The organism is Glycomyces rhizosphaerae, assembly GCF_042647865.1.
GTDB lineage: Bacteria > Actinomycetota > Actinomycetes > Mycobacteriales > Micromonosporaceae > Glycomyces > Glycomyces rhizosphaerae.
Genome location: NZ_JBHRWO010000021.1, coordinates 1,129,886 through 1,150,714, shown reverse-complemented (window position 1 = coordinate 1,150,714; position 20,829 = coordinate 1,129,886). Strand labels below are relative to the sequence as shown.

General features: G+C 67.7%; 18 protein-coding genes. 3 read left to right on the top strand and 15 right to left on the bottom strand.

Translation table 11 applies throughout. The annotated features are described in order from the left end of the window. Positions 1 to 12 precede the first annotated feature (12 nt). The 3 genes from ACFO8M_RS25545 to ACFO8M_RS25535 form a co-directional block, all read right to left on the bottom strand. Positions 13 to 1,671 (bottom strand): ABC transporter substrate-binding protein, encoded by a 1,659-nt coding sequence (locus tag ACFO8M_RS25545; protein ID WP_387980741.1) that lies wholly within the window; start codon positions 1,669 to 1,671, stop codon positions 13 to 15. Between the two features lie 85 nt (positions 1,672 to 1,756). After that, on the bottom strand, positions 1,757 to 2,710 hold the full coding sequence (locus ACFO8M_RS25540; RefSeq protein ID WP_387980739.1) for a carbohydrate ABC transporter permease: 954 nt from the start codon (positions 2,708 to 2,710) through the stop codon (positions 1,757 to 1,759). 14 nt (positions 2,711 to 2,724) lie between these two features. After that, positions 2,725 to 3,606: an ABC transporter permease gene (locus ACFO8M_RS25535; RefSeq protein WP_387980737.1), complete on the bottom strand. Its 882-nt coding sequence runs from the start codon at positions 3,604 to 3,606 to the stop codon at positions 2,725 to 2,727. A gap of 491 nt (positions 3,607 to 4,097) precedes the next feature. Between ACFO8M_RS25535 and ACFO8M_RS25530 the strand changes: the two genes are divergently transcribed. Then, on the top strand, positions 4,098 to 5,495 hold the full coding sequence (locus ACFO8M_RS25530; RefSeq protein ID WP_387980735.1) for a glycoside hydrolase family 43 protein: 1,398 nt from the start codon (positions 4,098 to 4,100) through the stop codon (positions 5,493 to 5,495). Between the two features lie 77 nt (positions 5,496 to 5,572). Here ACFO8M_RS25530 and ACFO8M_RS25525 read toward each other — a convergent pair whose 3' ends face one another. Both ACFO8M_RS25525 and ACFO8M_RS25520 read right to left on the bottom strand, forming a co-directional pair. Beyond that, positions 5,573 to 6,886, bottom strand: coding sequence for a ricin-type beta-trefoil lectin domain protein (locus tag ACFO8M_RS25525; RefSeq protein ID WP_387980733.1), 1,314 nt, complete (start codon positions 6,884 to 6,886; stop codon positions 5,573 to 5,575). A gap of 256 nt (positions 6,887 to 7,142) precedes the next feature. Further along, positions 7,143 to 7,964, bottom strand: coding sequence for a helix-turn-helix domain-containing protein (locus ACFO8M_RS25520; RefSeq protein WP_387980732.1), 822 nt, complete (start codon positions 7,962 to 7,964; stop codon positions 7,143 to 7,145). Between the two features lie 113 nt (positions 7,965 to 8,077). On the opposite strand from ACFO8M_RS25520, the gene ACFO8M_RS25515 reads away from it, so the two are divergent. After that, positions 8,078 to 9,280: a Gfo/Idh/MocA family protein gene (locus ACFO8M_RS25515; protein WP_387980731.1), complete on the top strand. Its 1,203-nt coding sequence runs from the start codon at positions 8,078 to 8,080 to the stop codon at positions 9,278 to 9,280. A gap of 94 nt (positions 9,281 to 9,374) precedes the next feature. Then, positions 9,375 to 11,000 (top strand): condensation domain-containing protein, encoded by a 1,626-nt coding sequence (locus ACFO8M_RS25510; RefSeq protein WP_387980730.1) that lies wholly within the window; start codon positions 9,375 to 9,377, stop codon positions 10,998 to 11,000. Here the strand turns inward: ACFO8M_RS25510 and ACFO8M_RS25505 are convergent. The 10 genes from ACFO8M_RS25505 to ACFO8M_RS25460 are packed head-to-tail and all read right to left on the bottom strand — an operon-like array spanning position 10,997 to position 20,826. Then, positions 10,997 to 12,850, bottom strand: coding sequence for a hypothetical protein (locus ACFO8M_RS25505; RefSeq protein ID WP_387980729.1), 1,854 nt, complete (start codon positions 12,848 to 12,850; stop codon positions 10,997 to 10,999). The two genes, ACFO8M_RS25510 and ACFO8M_RS25505, sit on opposite strands and share 4 nt — an antisense overlap. A 10-nt stretch (positions 12,851 to 12,860) precedes the next feature. Further along, complete coding sequence (locus ACFO8M_RS25500; protein WP_387980728.1) at positions 12,861 to 14,000, bottom strand: hypothetical protein; 1,140 nt, start codon at positions 13,998 to 14,000, stop codon at positions 12,861 to 12,863. A 38-nt stretch (positions 14,001 to 14,038) separates the two neighbouring features. Then, positions 14,039 to 14,698, bottom strand: coding sequence for a hypothetical protein (locus ACFO8M_RS25495; RefSeq protein WP_387980726.1), 660 nt, complete (start codon positions 14,696 to 14,698; stop codon positions 14,039 to 14,041). Position 14,699: 1 nt separating this feature from the next. Next, complete coding sequence (locus tag ACFO8M_RS25490) at positions 14,700 to 16,403, bottom strand: AMP-binding protein (RefSeq protein ID WP_387980725.1); 1,704 nt, start codon at positions 16,401 to 16,403, stop codon at positions 14,700 to 14,702. Beyond that, positions 16,397 to 17,245 (bottom strand): phosphotransferase, encoded by an 849-nt coding sequence (locus ACFO8M_RS25485; protein ID WP_387980723.1) that lies wholly within the window; start codon positions 17,243 to 17,245, stop codon positions 16,397 to 16,399. Before ACFO8M_RS25485 ends, ACFO8M_RS25490 begins: the two co-directional genes overlap by 7 nt. A gap of 4 nt (positions 17,246 to 17,249) precedes the next feature. Beyond that, entirely contained in the window at positions 17,250 to 18,227 is a 978-nt protein-coding gene (gene blsE / locus ACFO8M_RS25480) for a cytosylglucuronate decarboxylase (RefSeq protein ID WP_387980721.1), read from the bottom strand. Positions 18,228 to 18,247: 20 nt separating this feature from the next. Beyond that, positions 18,248 to 18,742 carry a hypothetical protein gene (locus ACFO8M_RS25475; RefSeq protein WP_387980719.1) on the bottom strand — a complete coding sequence of 165 codons (495 nt, stop codon included), beginning with the start codon at positions 18,740 to 18,742 and terminating at the stop codon, positions 18,248 to 18,250. Then, complete coding sequence (locus ACFO8M_RS25470) at positions 18,720 to 19,235, bottom strand: nucleoside 2-deoxyribosyltransferase (protein WP_387980717.1); 516 nt, start codon at positions 19,233 to 19,235, stop codon at positions 18,720 to 18,722. Before ACFO8M_RS25470 ends, ACFO8M_RS25475 begins: the two co-directional genes overlap by 23 nt. A gap of 17 nt (positions 19,236 to 19,252) precedes the next feature. Continuing rightward, positions 19,253 to 19,771 (bottom strand): non-canonical purine NTP pyrophosphatase, encoded by a 519-nt coding sequence (locus ACFO8M_RS25465; RefSeq protein WP_387980715.1) that lies wholly within the window; start codon positions 19,769 to 19,771, stop codon positions 19,253 to 19,255. After that, positions 19,768 to 20,826, bottom strand: a complete 1,059-nt coding sequence (locus ACFO8M_RS25460) for a GNAT family N-acetyltransferase (RefSeq protein ID WP_387980713.1) — start codon at positions 20,824 to 20,826, stop codon at positions 19,768 to 19,770. The genes ACFO8M_RS25465 and ACFO8M_RS25460 overlap by 4 nt, the downstream gene beginning before the upstream one ends. Positions 20,827 to 20,829 lie beyond the last annotated feature (3 nt).

Here is a 20,829-nt window from a genome sequence, read left to right as displayed (position 1 = left end):
GGAGTAGGACGGCTACTTCGAGGCGTCCCAGGCCTCTTGGTAGATCTCGACGTACCGGTCGGCGCCGAGGTCGGTGAGGTTCTGCTGGAACTCGGCCCAGTCCTCGTCGCTCCCGATGTCGCGGACGCCGGTGACGAACTCGGCCGCCGCCTGGACGACGAAGTTCTCCACATTGGTCTGGATCGTCGCGAGCTCTGTGGCGGTCTCGCCCGTCACCGCCACGTCCCAGTACGGGAACAGCTCGTCGGACTCGTGGCCCTCGTAGTGCTTGGTGGCCTCGAACAGCCGGCGCTCGTAGCCTTCGGGCGTGTCGACGTCGGTCGCGGTGACCTGCCCGTTGCGGAACTCCGCGTCGCTGAAGAATTGCGCGATCGGGCCCCAGGAGTTGTTCACGCCCTCGCCCTCGGGCGGCGTGAGGACCTTGAAGTTCGGTTCGAGGGTCTCGTCCAGGGCCACGTCGCCCGCCTCGGGCCGGGCCCAGTTGACGCCCTCGACGCCGAACTCGCCCAGCAGGTGTCCGTCGTAGGAGACCATGAAGTCGACGATCTGCATGAGCTTCTTCTGCTTCGCCTCGCTGGAGCGGTTCGTGATGACGAAGGTCGCGCCGGGCGCGGCTCCGGCGCCGCCGCCGCTGTACGTGGCGTCGCTGCCGTTCGGCCCGGTCAGCGGCGGGACCGCGTTGTACTGCGTGTAGCGCCCGTCCTCGTTGTCGTCGGAGACGAACCACGGGTGCATCATGGCGGCCGATCCGACGATCACGCCCTCGGCGCTGTTGCCCTTCGCGATGATCGCCTCGCCGTTCTGCGTGAAGGCGGCCTCGTCGATCAGGCCGTCCGCGTACAGGGACGCCACATAGGAGATGCCGTCGCGCCATTCGTCCTTGGTGGGCTGCAGGACGACCTGGTCACCGGAGGTGCCGAGCGTGGCCGGGGTGGTGCCCTCCGCGTTCGCGTACATTTCCGCGGTGTAGACGAACGGGTTCATCAGATACGAGAGGAGGGAGCTGCCGCCCGCCGCGGAGAGCGGGATCTCGTCCGCTTCGCCGTTGCCGTTGGGGTCCTGCGTCTTGAAGGCCTCGAGGACCGTCCGCAGCTCTTCAGGCGTGGTGGGCTGCTCCAGGCCGAGGGTGTCCAGCCAGGCGGAGTTCATCCACAGCTTCGAGGGGTAGGAGCAGTGGTAGCAGTCGTTCCAGGCGGGGATGCCCCAGATCTTGCCGTCCGGGGAGGTCGCCAGCTCTTTGAAGCCGGGCTCCTTCTCGAACGCGGCGGTGAGGTTCGGGGTGTCCTCGCCGATCAGGTCGTCGAGCGGCATGAGCACGCCCTGGCCGCCGAGCTTCACCAGCTCCTCGCTGGAGAACTGGTCGATCCACGGAATGAGCATGTACGCGTCGGGGTAGTCGCCGCTGGCGAGGGAGATCTGCCGCTTCTCACCGGCCGCGGTGCCGTCCCAGGTGGTCGTCTCGAACTGGAGGTCGACGTCGAACTTCTCCTCGAGCAACTTCGTGAACGCGTTCGTGTCCAGGTTCTGCTCTTGGCCGGCGTCCTGGGGGGCGAAGATGGTGATCACGTCGTCCGGAGTGGTCTCCGGCTCCGAGGAGCACGCGGCGAACGCGCTGGCCGACACGGCCAATGCCGCTCCGGCCGCCGCCGCTCGGACGAATCTGCTGGTCATCGTTGACTGCCTTTCGTTTGAGGAGTTGATGGGTGCGAGGGGAACGCCGTCGAGCCGGTCACGGCGAGAACTGGGTGGCGCTGCCCTAGCCCTTGACGGAGCCGAGCATCACGCCCTTGGTGAAGTGGCGCGCCACGAACGGGTAGACGAGCAGCACGGGCACGGTGGAGACGACGATGAGGGAGAACTTCATCAGGTCGGCCATCTGCTGGGCCGCCAGCTGGTCCGCGAGGTTCGTTCCGGCGCTGTTGTTGACGATCAGGATGTTCCGCAGCACCAGCTGGAGTGGGTACAGCTCCTCGCTGCGCAGGTAGATGAGGGCGCTGAAGTACGAGTTCCACTGCCCGATGCCGTACATGAGGGCGATGACGGCCAGCAGCGGCTTCGACAGCGGCAGCACCACCGACCACAGGAAGCGCAGATCGCTGGCGCCGTCGAGCTGGGCCGCCTCGTACAGCTCCCCCGGGATCGAGGAGCGGAAGAAGGTCATCGCGATCAGCACCTGCCAAGCACCGATCGCAGCCGGCAGGATCAGCGCCCACCGCGTGTCCAGCAGCCCCAGCGCCCGCACCACCATGTAGGTCGGAATCAGCCCGCCGGAGAACAACATGGTGAACAGGACGCCGCCGATGAGCACCTTCCGGCCGACGAGTTCGCTGCGGGAGAGGGGGTAGGCGATCATCACCGTGAGCGTGATGCTGACGAGCGTGCCGACGATCGCGTAGAACAGCGAGTTCCCGAACCCGGTCAGAATCGCTTCGTTGCCCAGTACCGCTTCGTATCCGATGAGCGTGAAGTCCACCGGCCACAGGAACACCCGCCCGCCCGACACCGCTGCGGGGCTCGAGAAGGAACTGGCCAGGATGTTGATGAGCGGGATCAGCACGATGAGGAGGAAGGTCGTCAGGAGGATGTAGACGCCGACCATGAAGATCCGGTCGACCGGGGTGTCCTGGACCTGGGTCGTGCGGCGCTTGTTCTTGCGGCGCTTGGTCTCCGGTGGGGTCTCGGGCTCTGCCCGCATTGTCTCGATTGTCATTGCAGGGGCTCCTTTCACCACAGGCCGTTGCCGGTCACGCGCTTGGACACGGTGTTGACGGCCAACAGGAGGATCAGATTGATGACGGAGTTGAAGAGCCCGACCGCCGTCGCGAGACTGAAGTCGGCACTGAGCAGGCCGATCTTGTACGTGTAGGTCGCGATGATCTCCGACTGCGAAAGGTTCAACGGGTTCTGGAGCAGGAACGCCTTCTCAAAGCCGATCGCCATCACCGAACCGACGCTCAGGATCATCACCACGACAACGGTGGGCGCGATGCCCGGCAGGTCCACGTGCCAGATCTTCTGCAGGCGGCTCGCCCCGTCGAGGCGGGCGGCCTCGTACAGGCTCGGGTCCACGCCCGCCAGTGCGGCCATGTAGATGATCGCCGAGTACCCGGCGGTCTGCCAGATGTCGCTCCACACATAGACACTGCGGAACGCGTCAGGGTCGGCGAGAAGGTTCGAGTCCATGCCGAAGAACCCGAGGAAGTTCGCCATGAACCCGATCCGGGGCGAGAAGATCAGGATCAACATCGACACGACGATGACCGTCGAGATGAAGTGCGGTGCGTAGGTGACCATCTGCACGGTCCGCTTGAAGAACCGCGCCCGAACCTCGTTGAGCGCCAAGGCGATGATGATCGGGATCGGGAACCCGGCCAGAAAGCCGTAGAGGCTCAGCATCAGCGTGTTCCGGATCAGGTCCCACGCGACCGGGTTCGCGAAGAACCGCTCGAAGTGGTCGAGACCGGCCCACGGCGAGCCCCAGATGCCCTGGACCACGTTGTAGTCCTTGAACGCGATCACGTTGTTGGCCATCGGGATGTACTGGAAGATCACGAAGTACGCCACCGGAAGGACCAGCAGCAGGTAGAGCTGCCAGTGCCGGCGCAAGTTCCGCCTGCGTGTCTTTCGCCTGCGTTCACGGACCGTGACGGCGGTCCGCGCTTCCACTGCCGCGGTCACCGGTCCGCCCCTGCCGTCTTGCGCCCCGTATACCGGCGCTCCCAGTTCAGAACACTCACGCTCGCTCCTTCGCGATCCGGTTTTGTGAATGTTCACGGTAAATCGAGCACTCAGGTTCGTCAATGCTCCGAACGAAAAAAGATCAGATCTTTACCTCGATTGAAAATATTTCGTAAGAATCAGGCGGTATTATCACCCGGTTTATCCGATACGACCATTGGTTGATCTCGTATTGATCGGATCTTTTGGTCGTTCGACGAAGCATCACATCGATATCGATCTATTTACATACGAGGGCCTCTTGATTACCCTGGATGCCATCCCTCTACGTTTCGATGATCCTGCCGAACGTTTCGAGGGTGCTCGAATCCGCGAGTGACACCCCGGGCGCGCACCAGCGCGGCCAGAGAGGTTCCCCCATGAAGCCACCCACTCCACACCGAAGGCGGATCACAGCGCTCGCGCTGGCATTCGCGTTCGCGGCGGCCGCGCTGAGCCCGGTCGCCGACCCGTCGCCCTCCCCGGCACAGGCCGACAACCCGATCGTCCAGACCATCTACACCGCGGACCCGGCGCCGCTGGTCCACAACGGCCGCGTCTACCTCTACACGGGGCACGACGAGGACGGCTCGACCTGGTTCACCATGAAGGAGTGGCGGGTCTGGTCGTCGGACGACATGGTCAACTGGACCGACCACGGCTCACCGCTGAACATCGACACATTCAGCTGGGCGCGCCAGGACGCCTGGGCGGGCCAGGCCGTGGAGCGCAACGGCAAGTTCTACTGGTATGTCCCGGTCATCAACGACGCCACCGGCAGGTCCGCCATCGGTGTGGCCGTCGCGGACAGCCCCACCGGCCCGTTCCGGGACGCCCTCGGGCATCCGCTCGTCGAGAACGGCGAGATCGACCCCACGGTCTTCATCGACACCGACGGGCAGGCCTACCTGTACTGGGGCAACCCGAACCTCTGGTACGTGAAGCTCAACGCCGACATGACCTCCTATTCGGGCTCGCCGACCAAGATCCCCCTCACCACCCAGGGCTTCGGCACGCGGCCCGGGAGCACGGACCGGCCGACCCTCTACGAGGAGGGGCCGTGGGTCTACAAGCGCGGTTCGCTGTACTACAACGTGTTCGCGGCGCAGTGCTGCTCGGAGTTCATCGGCTACTCGACGGCCCCGGGCCCGACCGGGCCGTGGACCTACCGGGGGACGGTCATGCCCACGCAAGGATCGAGCTTCACCAACCATCCCGGGGTGATCGACTTCAAGGGAAGCTCGTACTTCTTCTACCACAACGGAGCCCTGCCGGGCGGTGGCGGTTTCACCAGGTCGGTGGCCGTCGAGAAGTTCACCTACAACGCCGACGGCACCATCCCGCTCATCAACATGACCACGGCGGGGGCGCCGCAGGTCGGCGTCCTCAATCCGTATGTGCGCCAAGAAGCCGAGACCATCGCCTGGGAGACCGGCGTGGAGACCGAGCGCTCCAGCGAGGGCGGCATGAACGTCGGCTGGATCGAGAACGGCGACTGGATCAAGGTGAAAGGCGCGGCCTTCGGCACCGGGGCGAAGTCGTTCACCGCGCGGGTGGCTTCGGCGACCGGCGGCGGCAGGATCGAACTCCGGCTCGACGGCGCGAACGGCGCGCTGGTGGGGACCTGCACCGTGAGCGGCACCGGCGGCTGGCAGACCTGGGCGAACGTCTCCTGCCCCGTGACCGGCGCGACCGGCACGCACGACCTGTACCTGAAGTTCACCGGCGGCAGCGGTTACCTGTTCAATGTGAACTCGTGGCAGTTCAGCGTCTTATAGTCGCGGCGCAGCAGAACGGGCCTCCCTCGCGGGAGGCCCGTTCCTTCATGCCGATATTGCGGGTGCCGATCAGCCGATCAGCTCAGGGCCCATTTCTGGCCGGCCGAGCCGTTGCAGCTCGACAGGACCACTCCGGTCCCGTTGGCGGTGGCGCCGCCGGAGGTCGCCAGGCACAGTCCCGACTGGACGCCGGTGATGGTGCCGTCGGCGTTGACGTTCCACTGCTGGTTCGCACCGCCGTGGCAGTCCCAGATGATGGCCCGGGTACCGGAGGAAGTGCCGGCGCCCTCCGCGTCAAGGCACTTGCCGCCGTAAACGGAGAGCCGCTTCGAGGTGGTGTTGTAGACCCACTGCTGGTTCGAGCCGGTGTGGCAGTCCCACAGCTGCACGAGCGCGCCGTTCGACTGCGACTGGGCCGCGACGTCCAAGCAGCGGTTCGCGCTGGTGTTCTTCACCTGGTCGGTCTCGGCGGGCGGCGTGGAACTGAACTGGCTGATGAACCGCCAGACCTCGCCCTTGACCCAGCTCCGGGCGCCGCTTTCACAGCCGGTGCAGCCGTCCACCGGGCCCTGCTGGTGGCCGCCGTCGAACGCGGCCCACTGGACCGGGTACCCGGCGCGGCACGAATACGTGGTGGTGATGTGGGTGCCGCTGCCCGAGGCGGGCTCGCGCGGACTCTGCGACGCGCAGCCGTTGTTGGCGACGAAGCGGTCGCGCATCGCCCGCGCGTTCGGCATGCTGTCGTTGACGCCCTGGATGCCGAAGTACGCCACGGCACCCGAGCCTCCGCTGCAACCGCTGACCGGTCCCGGGACGGCAATGGCGATGACCGCGCGGAACACGTCCGGCCGGGCGCACGCGAGCGCGTAGCTCATGGCCCCGCCGTAGCTGAAGCCCAAGGAGAAGCGCTGCGACTGGTCGACGCAGAGGTCGGCCTCGATCCGGCGGATCATGTCGTCGAAGAAGACGACGTCAATGCCGTTCGAGTTGGCCCAGGCGTTGTTCTGACCCTGCGGCGCAACGAAGATCGCGGAGCCGCCCGACAGCGCGTCCAGCCCGTAGTGGGCGTAGACGGCGCCGTCGCTGCCGCCGCCGGCGACCTGTTCGGCGGTGCCGCCCCACCAGTGGTTGCCGAAGATCAGCTTGTGGGGTTTGGTGTTGTCGTAGCCGGCGGGGACCTTGAGGATGAAGGTGCGGTTCTGGCCGCTGCTCTGGATGGTGTGGGTGCCGCTGTTGAGGGTCGGGGCCTTGCCGCATCCGGTGCTGGCGGTCGCGCTCACGTCGGTCGCGGTCGCCGCGGGCGGCTCGGCGGCCTGGGCCGTCGCACCTCCGGACAGCACCAGCAGTCCTGCGGCCGCGAGGGCCGCCAGAACGGATCTGAATCTGGACATCAGATGAAACTCCTTGTGGTCGGGCTCGTTCGAGCCCGCGCTGTCGGCCGGCATCGCATGAGAGGTCCATTGAGGAGGCGCGATGTCACCGACCGCCTGGGATCGCTCCCAGGTCGGGCCGGATCGGATCGTGCGAAGCCTTGAATATTGACGTCAGTCTATATAGATGGGACCTATTGCGTCAATACCGGAGGAGTTTTCGATATTTGCGACCCAATGTCCTTGCCCGCGAGAGCGATACATCCGACCTTTGCCGCTATCGGTGATGGCGGCGGTAGGCGGCGGGCGGGACGCCGCATTCGTTCTTGAAGGCCGCGTAGAAGCGGCTGACCGAGCTGAAGCCCGAATCCGATGCCACGGCCGCGATCGGGAGGTCGGTGGTGACGAGCAGGCGCCGCCCTTCGGCCAGGCGACACCGGGTGAGGTAGTCGATGATCGTGGTCCGCACGATCTTGCCGAAGTGCGTCATCGCGTAGTTGGGGTGCAGGCGCGCCGCGGCGGCGACATCGGCCACGGTCAGCGGTTCGCGAAAATGCTCGGCGATGTGCCGGGCCATCGTGACGACATGGCGCAGCGCGGGATCGCCTCCGGTGTACCGGTGCACCGGCGCCTGCGGTGCGTCCAGCGCGAGGCGCCGGACCCGCGCTTCGACCTCGAGCAGCAGGATGCGGCGGCGCTCGGGTTGCACGCTGGACAGGTCGGCGGCCCACTGGGTGAAGTTCGCGGAGTCCGCATCCATTGCGGCCGTGGGCGGGGCGATGAGCGGCATCCCCGAGAGCAGGCGACCGACCAGCGCGGTGGGCAGGCCCCAGCCCAGGAACGTCGCGAACGGCACGTGCACCCAGTGCGCCCGCGTCGCGGAGTTCGCGACGAGCTGGTGGGGTACGGCGGCCCAGAACGCCGCGACCGATCCGGGGCCGATCTCCACCGGTTCGCCGCCGAACAGGTAGAGCATCGTGCCGCCCTCGGCGACGAAGTTGATCTCCAGGTCGTCGTGCTGGTGCGCGGTGGCCATGAGGGTCGGGCGCCCGGCCCATCCCAGGAGTTCCGGCGGGGCGAGCTCGATCTGAGGATCCAAGAAAGACTCGTTCCAATCAGTGAAGACTTCTCTGATCGGAACTTATACGGTGATGCCGCAACGGTCGGCACCGGGCACGACCGATCAGTCTCGATCATCAAGGAGTCTCCCCCGTGTTCTCTATCGGCATCGTCGGCGCCGGGCAGTTCGCCGGCGCCTTCGCGAAACTGTTCAACGCCCACCCCGGGGTCTCCCGCGTCACCGTCACCGACCTCCTCCCCGACCGCTCCGCGGCCCTCGTCCGCGAGCTCGGCCTGGCCGGGGTCGCGGACGACTTCGACGCGATGCTCGCCTCGGACGTGGACGCCGTCGCGATCTTCACCCAGCGCTGGACCCACGGGCCGCTCGTGGAGCGGGCGCTGCGCGCGGGCAAGCACGTCTACTCGGCCGTGCCGATGGCCTTCACCGTCGAGGAGATCGGCGCGATCATCAACGCCGTCAAGGAAACCGGCCTCACCTACATGATGGGCGAGACCAGTTACTACCACCCCGCCACGGTGCTGGCCCGGCAGAAGGCCGCCGAGAGCGCGTTCGGCCGCCTCTTCTACGCCGAGGGCGACTACGTGCACGACATGGACCACGGCTTCTACGCCGCGTACGAGTACAGCGGCGGCGCCGACTGGAAGCGCACCGCCAGCTTCCCGCCCATGAAGTACCCCACCCACGCCATCGGCGGCGTACTCGGCGCCTGGAACACCCACGCCGTCAGCGTCAGCGCCATCGGCGTGCCCGATCAGCGCGGCGACGGCGTCTTCGACAAGTCCGTGAGCATGTTCGGCAACGACTTCTCCAACGCGACCGCGCTGTTCGAGACGGCCGACGGCGGCAGCATGCGCACCAACGAGTTCCGTCGCGTGGGCCTCGCCGGCGGTGTTCCCGAGTCGCGGTTCACCTTCTACGGCACCGAAGGCATCCTCGAGCAGAACTCCCGATCCACCTTCTGGCACGAGCGGTCCGGCCACCTCGACGACCTCACCGACCTGGTGCAGCCCGGTTGGGCGACCGGCGCCGACGACCCCGTGCTGGCCAATGTGGACCCGAAGCTGCACGACTCCTTCATCTCCGGGCACGCGCCCGTGCACGACACCTCCGCGCTCCCCGTCGAGTTCAAAGGACTCGGCAACGGCCACATGGGCAGCCACCAGCTGCTCGTGCACGACTTCGTGACCGCCGTGAACGAGCAGCGGCTGCCGAGCGTGAACGCCTGGGTGGCCGCTCGCTACACGCTGCCGGGCATCGTGGCCCACGAGTCCGCGCTGCGCGGCGGCGAGCGACTCCGGATCGACGACTTCGGCGACGCACCGGGCACCGCCTAGACTGACACGGATCGTGAGCCGCCCCCGCGCTCGGCGTCAAGCATTGGAGGCATTCGGGATGCAGTCGACTCCTCTTGACGATTCCGTGGAACGCATGCGCAGCAAGGACATCAGCTTCACCGGGACGGCGTTGGCTCCGGCAATGCTTCCTTGGGGGCAGCGGTTCATGCGGGAAGCCATCAGACGAGTCGAGCCGATCGATCACCATCTCAATCTGGCCTGGAGCCAGGAAGTGCCGCCGGGTGCTGACCTGGATGCGGTGTGCAATGCGCTCGGGGCACTGGTGAGCAGGCACGAATCACTGAGGACCAGGTACGGCGTCGACGGCTCGGGGCACCCGGTCCAAGAAGTGATCGGCCAGGGCGCCTTCACGGTTCGCATCCATGAACTCGGAACCGCCGATCTGGAGGACGCGGCGTCTGCCGCGATCCAGAGCTTCAGGGATCAGCGCTATGACCTGAAGCAGGCGCCACTGCTCAGAGCCACTGTCATCGCTCGGGACGGTCGACCGCGCGTGCTCGTGATCGGGTTGTCCCACATGGTCACCGACGGCTGGGGCGCCAGACGGATCGTCGATGAGCTGACAGGGTTCATGGATCCAGGCGAAGTAGGTGCAGCGGGGGCGCCTGAGGTCACTTGGCAACCGAGCGACCAGATTCGGCACGAGCAGACGCAGGCCGCGACGAACCGGCGTGATCGGTCCCTGGATTACTTGGAGGGCCAGTTCCAGAATTTCCCTTCGACCATGTTCTGGCAGCGTCAAGGGAAGACGGAGGATCCGCGATACTGGTCCGGGAGCCTGCATTCTCCTGCCCTGCTGCCCGCGGTCGCCGCGATGTACCGGACCCACTCGGTGACCCCGGCACCGGCGATCCTCGCGGCCTTCTCAGCAGTGGTCGGGCATGTGACCTGCCATGACACCTGCCGCATGTTCGTCATCCAATCGAACCGCAACCGAAGGAACATGGATTCGGTGGCCAACTACTCGCAGACCGTGCCGCTCGGCATTGAGCTCAACAGCGATTCGTTCTGGAGCCTGACGAAGGACACGCAGAGTGCGATGCTCAACGCCTCTCGATTCGCATCGTATCCACCCGAGACGCGGTTCCAGCTCAGCGAGGACATCGGGGAACGTCGCGGCATTCGCATTGCCGAGGACTGCGTGTACAACCCTCAGTGGTGGATGACCGGACCCGAACTTGCAAGGCTGGCTGATTCCGGTGACGCAGCCGCTGAGCTGCCGGCACGCTCCGGCACCTTTACCTGGAACAAGGGCGCGGACAGCGGCCTGGTCATGTACTTCGGAACCTCGCCGACTGGACTCACCATCACCGCTGATACGCGATTCGTTGCGCCAGAACAGTTCGAGCCCCTCCTGCGGCTCGTCGAGGACATCGTCGTCAGGGGGGCGAAAGAGGACTTCTCTCCCTCCGAAATGCTGGAACGGCATCCCCGGGAGATTCCGGATCACGAATGGGCGTTCATCGACAACTGCTGGGTGAGCCTCGAAGCGACTCGAGGAATGGTCGCCGAGGCGACCGGCGCGGTGGCGGTCGACATCGAAACGGTCCGCGACCAGGATGGTCGGGAATGTCTATCGGCGCTCATCTCAGGAAGTGCATCCGAGATGAGCCTCGGCGAGGTGCGGACGCGTTGCCTGGCGGTGCTGCCTCGTTGGCGCAGCGCCATGGTGCCGCATCGCCTTTCGGAATCTCGCTAGCGCCGACCTGCGCGCTGCTCGGTCTCGCGAAGTCCGTTTGCGACGGCCGCCAATGATGCCAGTCCCAGGAACCAGTCGGGATGGGGCCGGGTGTACCCCTGCCGTTCGATGACCCCGACGATGCCGGGAATCATCATGTAGGCGCCGCCGTTCTCGGCATACGTCCGCGCGAGGTCGGCCCGGAGTCCGGGATTGCACTGCTCGACGGCCGCGATCACTGCCGCAGCCCGAGCGTCTGTGACGAGACGTGCGCGATAGTCGGTGCGGGGCACGAATACCGCCTCGGGTTCCGGCGCTGCGTGCCGAGCACCGGGCAGGTGCGGTACCGCCAGGTATCGACCCGGCACGACCACGAGGGGGTCATTCGACGCCGCCTGCAGCAGGTGATCGTGCACGGCCGCCAAGTCCACGGCGCCGACTGCGTACAGGTCTATGGAAGCGCCGTCATCGCCCTCCTCGACCGCCGCGTCCACCACTCCCTCGCATCCGAGTGCGGCTTCCCGTACATGCCGCGGCGAGAACCGGGACGCGCCGAGCTCGATCCAAGGGCCGCGGGAGACGTGATCGAAAGTGGGAGCGGCGATCCTGTCCATGATCGCGTCGATCGGACGATCGGGATCCTCGCTCAGCGCCTCGACCGCACTGGCGATCGAGCGCAGCAGCAGCTCCGAGTCGGAGCGCGAGGCGAGACGGGTGTCCGTCTCCAGGCGGAGCTCCATGCCCGGCCACCTCGGGACGAGGTCGAACCGCAGCCTCGTGTTCACCCCGGGTCTGGTCTCGTACCGGAATTCCATGTCCTGCACTGAATGCCGCAACGGCGCATGGTCGCGCAGGAAGTCCAGGTATTCGATGAAGACCGGCTTCGCCATGCTGCTGCCGAAGGCGCAGTTGTCGCGCACCGCCGCCATCGTGCACGCTCCTGTGTCCCTCGCGCCGGCGCGGTAGCCGGCCAGCAACGTGGCATGCACCTCCTGCAGAAGACGGCCCGATGTCCACTTCGGATCAAGCGTGAAGATCCAGTCGATCTCGGCCGCGAAGCGCCCCACCGCGTGCCGCAGACCGGGACGCCAGCGGTTGGAGACCGCCGTCGACATCAGGCAGTCCTCGACGCCGAGCCAGCCGTGCAGGACCAGTCCGATCGCCGCCTGCAGCACCGTCGGCTCGGTCGTCCGACTGAGACGTGCCGCCCGTTCGGCCCTGTCCAGCAAGTCAGGGACTCGCAGCTGCGCCATGCCGGTCGCACCGTCGGAGCCGCTGATCGGAGCGAAGTTCCGTGCCACGCGGGCCCGCGCCTCGGCGTGCCAGGCGAGGCCCTTGCCGCTGCCGGCGATCAGCCCCGCGCGCGATCCCTCCGCTTCCGCGCAGTCGATCGGCTGCACGGTGGTGCCGGGGAACGGGTCGGCGTCGCCGGCGAGCATGGCCAGGATGCAGCGCTCCACGATCACCATCGAGTGGCCGTCGAGGTCGATCTGGTTGGCCAGGAGGTCCGCCGACACCACCGCGCCCCCGTCGCGGACGATCCGGCACCGAAAACCCGGGGCGCGGCTCAAGTCGAAATCGGGTTCGTCCGGGGCGTCGGCCTCGAACATCACCGGTTTGTACGCGGCCAGGACCCGCTGCCTCGGCCGTTCGATCCCAGGAGGCCCGTAGACCGTGCGCAGCGCCTCGAAGCGCTCCGCGCAGCGGTCGAGCGCCGACTGCAGTGCCGCGGCGCTCGTACCTTCGGGGAGTGCGAGCCGGTGGGAGATGAGCGGGACGTGACCCCACTCCTCCCTGAACGTCGGCTGGTTGTAGTACCAGAAGATCTGCTGACCCCAGGTCAGCGGTCCGACTCTCGTTTCAATGTCCACTGTCTACTGATCATCCTTCCGCGTGGGCTTGCCCGAAGGCGTCGGCGGCCACGGCCCCAAGGGGAGGGCCGCCTCTGAAGAGGTCTGACAGGACGCGGTCCGCCACTTCCCGGGCGCCGCCGCCCGGCCCGAGGGCCGCAGCGACAGCGGCACTGTCGAGTGCCGGCGGCGCCTGCTCGATCAATGCGAGCAGGCGTGCGGGGTCGGCATGGCCCGCGGACTGGCTCTCCAGAGCGGCGATGCCCCGGACCATCTCCGCCGCAACGGGTTCGGGAAGCACCGCATGCCGCAGCCAGCGCTCCACGGGGCTGTTCCACGACATGGTCGGCAGATCGAGGGCGTCACCGAAGGCCTGCATGAGTTTGACCTGCGAGTAGTTCTGCGGTGGCAGCAGTTTCGGGGCGATGCCGGCGCCGAGGCACTCGACGAGGGTGGTGAGGCCCGGAGGGCAGATGACGGCATCAGCGCTGCGGACGGCTGCGAAGAACGCTTCTTGCGATCCTCCCCGCACCGCGCGTTTGACGCGTTCGCCCGCGAATCGTCCGAGTACCGCGGTGTTCCCGAAGATCGACAGATCGTCCACGTCCAGGCGGCCGTCTGCGACCAGCACCTCCAGCGCGTTCAGAATGTAAGGGGCGTAAGCGATCTTGCCGGACCCGAGGCGGGAGCCGGGGGCTTCGAGTCCCGACAGGCTGATGACGATGCGGCGAGGCCGCGTCTCGGCGGTCAGCGCCGGGGTTTCGCGCAGGTCGCCGATGGCGCCTACGGGGGTGGGGCGGGGCATGCCCGCGAGGTTCCTCGCCGGTACCGGAAGGAGGGGAAGGTCCTGGTAGAAGTAGGTGTGGATGAGGTGTTGCACGGGAAGGGGCTCGTCCCAGAGCCAGGCGAGTGAATCGACCACATAGATGTTTCCTCCCCTCCCCGCCGCTTTCCGTACACCCTGGACGTTCATGACCGTGATCGTGGCGTCGGCCGGTGCGGCGCTTGCAATGTCGACCGAGCTGGCATCGAAGACCCCTGCTCCCACCGGGCTCTGGAAGGTGGGCGACGCGACCAGTTCCAGTCGGACGGCATCGCCGGCTCGCTCCCGTATCGCGCGGGCGATGTGGAGTGCTTTGCCGAGCGGCCCGTAGCCGAATTCCACGGGCATCAGCCTGATGGTCGGACGCCGGCTCGTCACGGAGTCCGTCATGGGCGGTGCCAGACGATCTCGGTGGGGGCGAGGTCCAGGAGCATCCTCACGCACGGAGTGCCGGGTCGCACGCCCACCGTTTCGACCGGCGCCGGGTACGCGACGGACTGGTCGATGTTCACCGCCGCGATCTTCACGTCGTGCAGCGTGAGCGAGGGTGCCGGTCCCGGCGCTGCGGTCCACGACCATCCCTGAGACGTCGGCAGTTTCGACGTGGTGGTCACCGTCCGGCAGTCGGGGCAGTGCACGCGCAGGAATTCCAGGCCTTGGTCGCGCCAGGCGCGGCCGGGCGAGGTCGCTCCGCAGAGCGGGCAGGATTGCGTCGTGGGAGTGGCCGCCCGGTCTTCGATGTCGCCCATCTGCTTCAGGACCGACTGCGAGAAGCTGAGCGTGAGCCGCCCCAGTTCGAACAGGAGCGCCGGTTGGTTCGGGGACGAGCCGATGGACCGGATGGAGGTGAGGAGCTGGCGTGCGGGTTCGGTGACCTGCCGTCCCCATTGCTCCTGTGCCGACCACCAGCTCGCCGTTCCGGCGAGGCGCTCGACGTCCTCGGGGCCGCCGAGCCCGCCGGAGCGGGCGGAGGCCGGGCCGGACACCAGGTCGCGGAATCGCGTCCTCTGCAGGTCACCGCGTTCCTTGCGGGAGTTGCCGTTCACTTCAACGGCCGCCTTCCTGTAGTTGGATCAACATGTCGCGGAGACCGAATTCGCCGCTGAACAGCTCCACTGGCAGCTCGACGCCGAAATCGTCCTCAATGGTCGTGAGGAGTTCCAGCGCGCTCATCGAGTCGCCGCCCGCGGCGTACCAGCTCACGTCGAGGTCGACGACGGGCCGCTCCAGGATCCGCGCGCATATGGACTTGAAGGTCTCGGCGAGCGCGCTTTCGTCTTCGCCCGTCGGAGCCGCGGAGGGCGGGGATCCGGCGAGGATCTGCGACCGCACTTCGTCGCGGACGACCTTGCCCGCCCGGTTGCGCGGGAGTTCGGTGCCGATCACCACCCGTTTGGGGGACTCGTGGTGGTGCAGGACGGAGGCGAAGTCGAAGGAGGTGTCGGCGGCGGTGTCGTGCGGGACGATCAGGGCCGCGACGACTTCACCGAGCGTGGGGTGCGGGATGCCGCACACCGCGACCTCGGCGACGCCCGGCTGCGCGGCGAGCACCCGTTCGACCGCGAGGGGCGACACCTTGCGCCCGCCCACGTTGACGAGGTCTCTGGCGCGGTCCAGCAAGAACACGTATCCGTCGTCATCGACATACCCGATGTCCCCTGTGGACACCCAGGCCGGTTCGGCCGGAACGCCGTCGGTCCGCCGGTCGCGGCGCAGGTATCGCCGGGGCACCGCGTCCACGTGCCTGATCTGGATTTCGCCCTCGGTCCGGGCCGGGACGGCGCCGTCTTCGCCGACGATGCGCACCTCGGTTCCCTCTACCGGCCTGCCGAGGGCTTCACGGGGCCCCTCCCCCCAAACGAGTTTCATCTTTGCCCGGCCGGACTCGGTCAGGGAGTACTGGTTCACGACCAGGGCGCGGGGAGCGACCGCCTGCAGCTTGTCCAGCACTGCCGGCGGGCAGAAGGCAGAGCTCACCGAGATCTCGGTGATCCGGCCGAGACCGCCCGGTTCGGTGGTCCTGACCAGCATCTGCGCCATGACCGGGGCCAGCCGCAAAGTCGTGACCTCGTGCCGTTTCATGGCTTCGCTCAGGGCGTCGGCCCCGAACCGCGGCAAGGTGACGACGAAGGACCCCCACTTGAGCGGGCCCCGCAGCATCTCCTGGCAGAAGTTCGTGCCGAAGGCGGCCGCGTGCGCCTCAATGCTGCGCCCGCGGTCGCCCTGCTCCTCCGGCGGCGTGAGGTCGTAGTCGAATCCGATCTCGCCGTAGGGGCACAGCACGCCTTGCGGTTCTCCGGTGGTGCCGGAGGTGAAGATGATCTCCGCTACGTCCGTCGGCGACGGGCCGCCTCGGGGCGCGCGTTCCTCGCGGAGGTCGTCGAGCCCCGTCCGCTCCAGCCCGATCCCTTCGGGCGCTTCCGGGTCGGCGAAGACGGTCCAGTTCGCGCCGCAGGCTTGGAGGATGCCCGCGTATTCGTCGTCCCTGAGTTCGGTGGCGGCGGGCACGGCCACCGCCCCGAGGTCCAGGGTCGCCGCATATGCCGCCGCATAGGGAAGGAACGACTCCAGCGAGAACCGCAGCACCACCACATCGCCGCTGCACACCCCGGCGTCGGCCAGGTGCGTGGCCGCGGCCTCGGCCTGGCGCAGCCATTGTCCATAATCGAGTACCGCGTCGCCCACCGCGAGGGCGGGGCGGTCGGGGTACATTGCCGCTCGCTTGCGGAGCAGCGCTACCGGGCTCAACATGACTGATCGGTTCCTCCTGTGTCGATGACGATCTTTCGGGCGCTCAACGTCTGAGCGCAGTGGTCGATCGCGGCCAGCGCCTCGTCCGGCCGCACGATGTCCGAGTGCGCGAGCGCGGCGTATCTGGCGGCGACGTATCCGAGGAGCAGGTCGCCGCGGGGCGCCGATGCCGCGGACAGGTAGCCGTCGAGGACGTCGGGGAGACGCGCCCGCTCGACGCTGCCGAGGTCGGCCTCCCTGCTGGACCGCCGCGCGTCGGACCAGTCGAGGACGCCGGATATCCGGTCGCCTCGCGCGAGGAGGTTGGCGCCTCTGAAGTCGCCGTGCGTCGGGGTGTCGAAGGTGCCCGTCCAGTCCCGCTCGGCCCGCTGCACGCACGCGGCGGTCCGCGGTGCCACTCGGTGCGCCTGCGCGGCGAGGAACGCCTTCGCGAGGGCGAATCGCCGCATGCGGCGGGGGCGCGAGCGCAGTGCCGCGGGGAACCCGTCGAGTGGGGCCGCGTGCACGGCGGCCAGCATCGCTCCCGCCTCCCGCAGCGCCGGTCCGCTGGTGGGCGAGGGCCAGCCCGGCAGGCGCCGGTACACCATGTACTCGTGGGCGTCGATGCTGCCGTGGCCCAGCAGTTCCGGTACGGGGATGCCGGCCTGCCGGGCCGCCCGCCAGACCCGGGTCTCCACGTCCACGCGGATGGGGGCGCACCAGGCGACCCTGACGACATGGCGGTCGGTCTCGACGACGGCGGTGTTGCCCGACCGGCCGAGCCGCATCTGCCGGATGTCCTCGCCGGCGAGATGCTCGCGGCGGAGTATGCGGCCGAGGACCGACCGTTCGCTGCTGCCCATCGGTTCAGTAGGACCAGGAGGGTTGCGGTGTCCCCGACGCGGCGCGGTCGCTGTAGCCCGCGGCCGAGCTCGAGCACCCGGTGCAGAGGTTCGCGCCGTTCTCCCGGAAGAACAGGCGGCGTTCCCGGAATGTCGGTGAGTCCAGGGTGAAGGAGCCGTCGTCGTTGCGGACCTGCGCGCCGTAGAGGACGGGGGTCGAGCGGTGCGGCAGCAGGCTGCACGGGAACAGGTAGCCCTCCTTCGGGTCCAGGTACATCACGTCGTCCGTGACTCGGCAGACGTCGCCGGACGAGCGGGGCGGGATGCCGCGCTCGAAGTACTGGTCCCGCTCCTCGGGAGTGTCGCCGAACCACCGCTTGCCCATCGGGATGAGGCCGTCGCCCTCGTACACCGCTTCGGCGACGCGCACGACATCCTCCCGGTCCGGGTAGGTGATCTGGTCGCTGAGCTTCAGCGCCGAGAGCTCCCACTGCTCGACGCCGGCGTCGCGCAGGGTCTTCGCCAGCTCCGGCATGGACTGGTAGTTGTGGGGCCCGACCACCGTGTTCACCCGGACGCGGATGCGGTGCCGCCGGGCCTCGGCGATGCCCTCGAACGCCTTCTCGAACAGGTTCGGGGTGTTCCGGTATTCGTTGTGCTGCTCGGCGAACCCGGAGTCGATGCTCACGATCACCTGGTCGAGGCCCGCCTCGGCCAGCTCCTCGGCCATCCGCGGCAGCAGGAGTCCGTTGGTGATCAGCGAGACCTTGGCGGGAAGGGCCGCCCCCACCCGCACCAGCGGCAGGATCTCCCGGTGCATGAGCGGTTCGCCGCCGGTGAATCGGACGTGTCCGACACCCATTTCGGCGGCCTGCGCGAGGATGCCGGCGAGCTCGTCCGGTTGGAGGCGGTAGCGGTCCCGCGACAGCGCGAACCCGCAGAAGAAGCAGTCCGCGTTGCAGGCTTCGAGGACTCGGACGAAGAGATATTTACGGTCTTCCACGGCGGTTCACCTTTCGGTCGTCATAGCGTGCGGTCGGGCTCCCAGCCCTGGACCAGGCGTTCGGCTTCAGTGCGCTGAGAGTCCTTGAGCCGCATGGTTTGAAAGTGCATCGTGGCGTCGACGCGCCGGATCGGCTGATCCGCGTCGCCGAGGCTGCGGCCGAGCAGGAGGATCTGCTGCCACAGTGCTTCGATCGAGGTCAACGCCTCGCCGGACACGGTGGCCGTCGTGGCGGCGATGGTGTTGTCCCGCAGCGTCAGGCAGGCCCATGAGTCGCCGTCCGCGGCGACACGGACTGTCGCGAGCGGATCGTCGGCCTGTCGCGCCAGGGCTTCGAAAGGGCTACGCAGTGCCGCATCTGAGGGCGGCTCCGGCGGCCACTTCGCGCTGATCGTCACGGACACGTCGTGCAGCGCTGCACAGTCGCCCTCGTCGCGCACTGCGGACGCGAGCAGCGCCTCGATCAGGCCGACCTTGGCGTCGGTCGGGCTGTCACCTTGCACCACTGTGAGCACGCGGCACCCCCTTGGCCTTGACTCTTGCGACGGCATCGGCGAGCACCCCGGCGTCCTGCGCCACGCGCCGCAGGTCCGCGAACTCGACTGCCGTCACCGCGTCGAGGCCACGCTGCAGATGGCTGTAGGAGGAGGCGCGCTGCTCGTCCCAGGCCAGCACGATCGGCTTGCCCAGGCTCGCCACCCAGCCGAGCTCGATGGCCGTTCCCGAACTGAGATAAGGCAGTCCGTCCGGGCCGGTGGGCCAGAGCGCGACGTAGACGTCGCAGCTGTCGCACCACGACAGGTCGCGGACCGTGATGGCCTGCGAGGTCAGGTCCGGTACGCCGAATCCCTCGGCGATGTGCGCGCTGTTGACCACGGCGCCGCGATCGCGCAGCGCTTCGACGGCCCGCAGAACCAGTTCCCGCATGCCGGGGTCGAATTCCCTGGTCTTCGAGAAGAGGCTCTTGATGGGGCCGCCGCAGAGGATTTCCAGGCCCGAGAGGTCCATGTCCGCATCCGTTCCGCTCATTCGAAGTCGGCCGTCGTTCGTTCGGCGAGCCGCGCCGCGACCCGCCCCATCAGCCTCGCGAGGCTGTCGCGCGGCCCGACGAAGCAGTTGGTCAAGGGCAGGTCCGAGTCCTCGGGCAGGAACTGCTCGGGAACGATCCGGTCGTCGTGGTCCAGGAAGGTGAGTGTCTGCGAGCCGAACCGCAGCCCCACGCAGTGGACCACGCGCACACCGGTTCCCGGCACCAGTTCGCGACGGACGTCGTCCGTCGACGCCAGCCAGGCTTTGGTCCGCGGTCCCGGTTCGCCGCCGAGGCAGGCGAACTCGAAGCCGCTGTCGTGCGCCACGACGGGTGGGCCCGCCTCCGGGACGCCCGCCAGCTTGGCCAGCACCGCGGGCCGGTAGCCCGTCTCGGCCCGGTCCTCGGCATCGCCGGGATCGGCCATCCGGGGCTGGAACCCGGCGGCGGTGAGGTACCCGCCGAGGAGCGCCACTTTGCCGGCGTTGCCGGTCGCGATCCGAACGTCCCCGCTCATGCCAGCACCTGCCCGAGCACGAGCATGTTCATGCCCGGCTTGTAGGCCTCGCGCATCTGCGCTTCTACGGCGAAGCCCATGGAGCCCAGGAGGGAGGCGAATTCCAGCATCGCGTCGGGCAGGTGGACGTAGATCTTCCGCCGCCCCTCGGACCGCGCCAGGGACACGCAGGTGTCGATCAGGGTGCGGGCCGCCGCCTCGCTGTCGGCGATGCACGGCGACAGTTTGACGCTGCCGCCCCGCTTCGGGACGTACACGGCCGCGGCGGTGAGCTCGCCGTCCGCCCGGGAGACGACCAGGCGCTTGCCCTTCTGGTCGTAGCGCTGGCGCGATTCCTGGCACGCGGCGATGATCGACTCGTAGAAGCCCCGTTCGATGCCGTCGAAATAGGGCTCCATGCGCGGGGCGAGGAACGCCTCCAGCTCGTCCAAGCTCGGGTCGTGCCACAAGGCGGCCTGGTCGGAGCCGCCGGCGGTGAAGCTCGGCGTCAATGCGTCCGCGGCGTACCGGCTTCGGGCGGTGTGCCTCGGGTTGAGGGCGCCGAGGACGATCTCGTCGCCGCCCTCCCGGTACTGCTCGCGCAGCACGCCCTCGGTCTGGAAGCCGCGCTTGAGGTTGAACATCAGCGCGGGGCCGTTCAACGTGGACACGGTCATGTAGATCTTGCGGACGCCGTACTCCTGGAACAGCTTGGCCTCTACGGCGTCCCGCAACCTGGTCGCCACTCCCCTGCGCCGGAATTCGGGGAACACCGCGGTCGGGCCGATCTTGGCGGATCCGCCGCGCTTCATGGTCACCACCGTGAAGCCCGCGCACTGCCCGTCGATGTAGCTCGCGAAGATCTGCTTCCCGGTGGTGAAGTAGCCGAAGGGGTCACGGCCGCTGCCGGCGTTGCTGAGGATCGAGTCGGGAAAGGACTCGTCGACCTCGTCGTAGAAGCGGGGCAGTTCCTTGAGCAGCAGCTGTTTGAAGTCGTCGGAAGCCTCCGACGGGAGGTACTCCCGGAGTTCGAATTCCCGCTCCGCCAGCCCTGCTGATGGGACATGCACAGACATGTT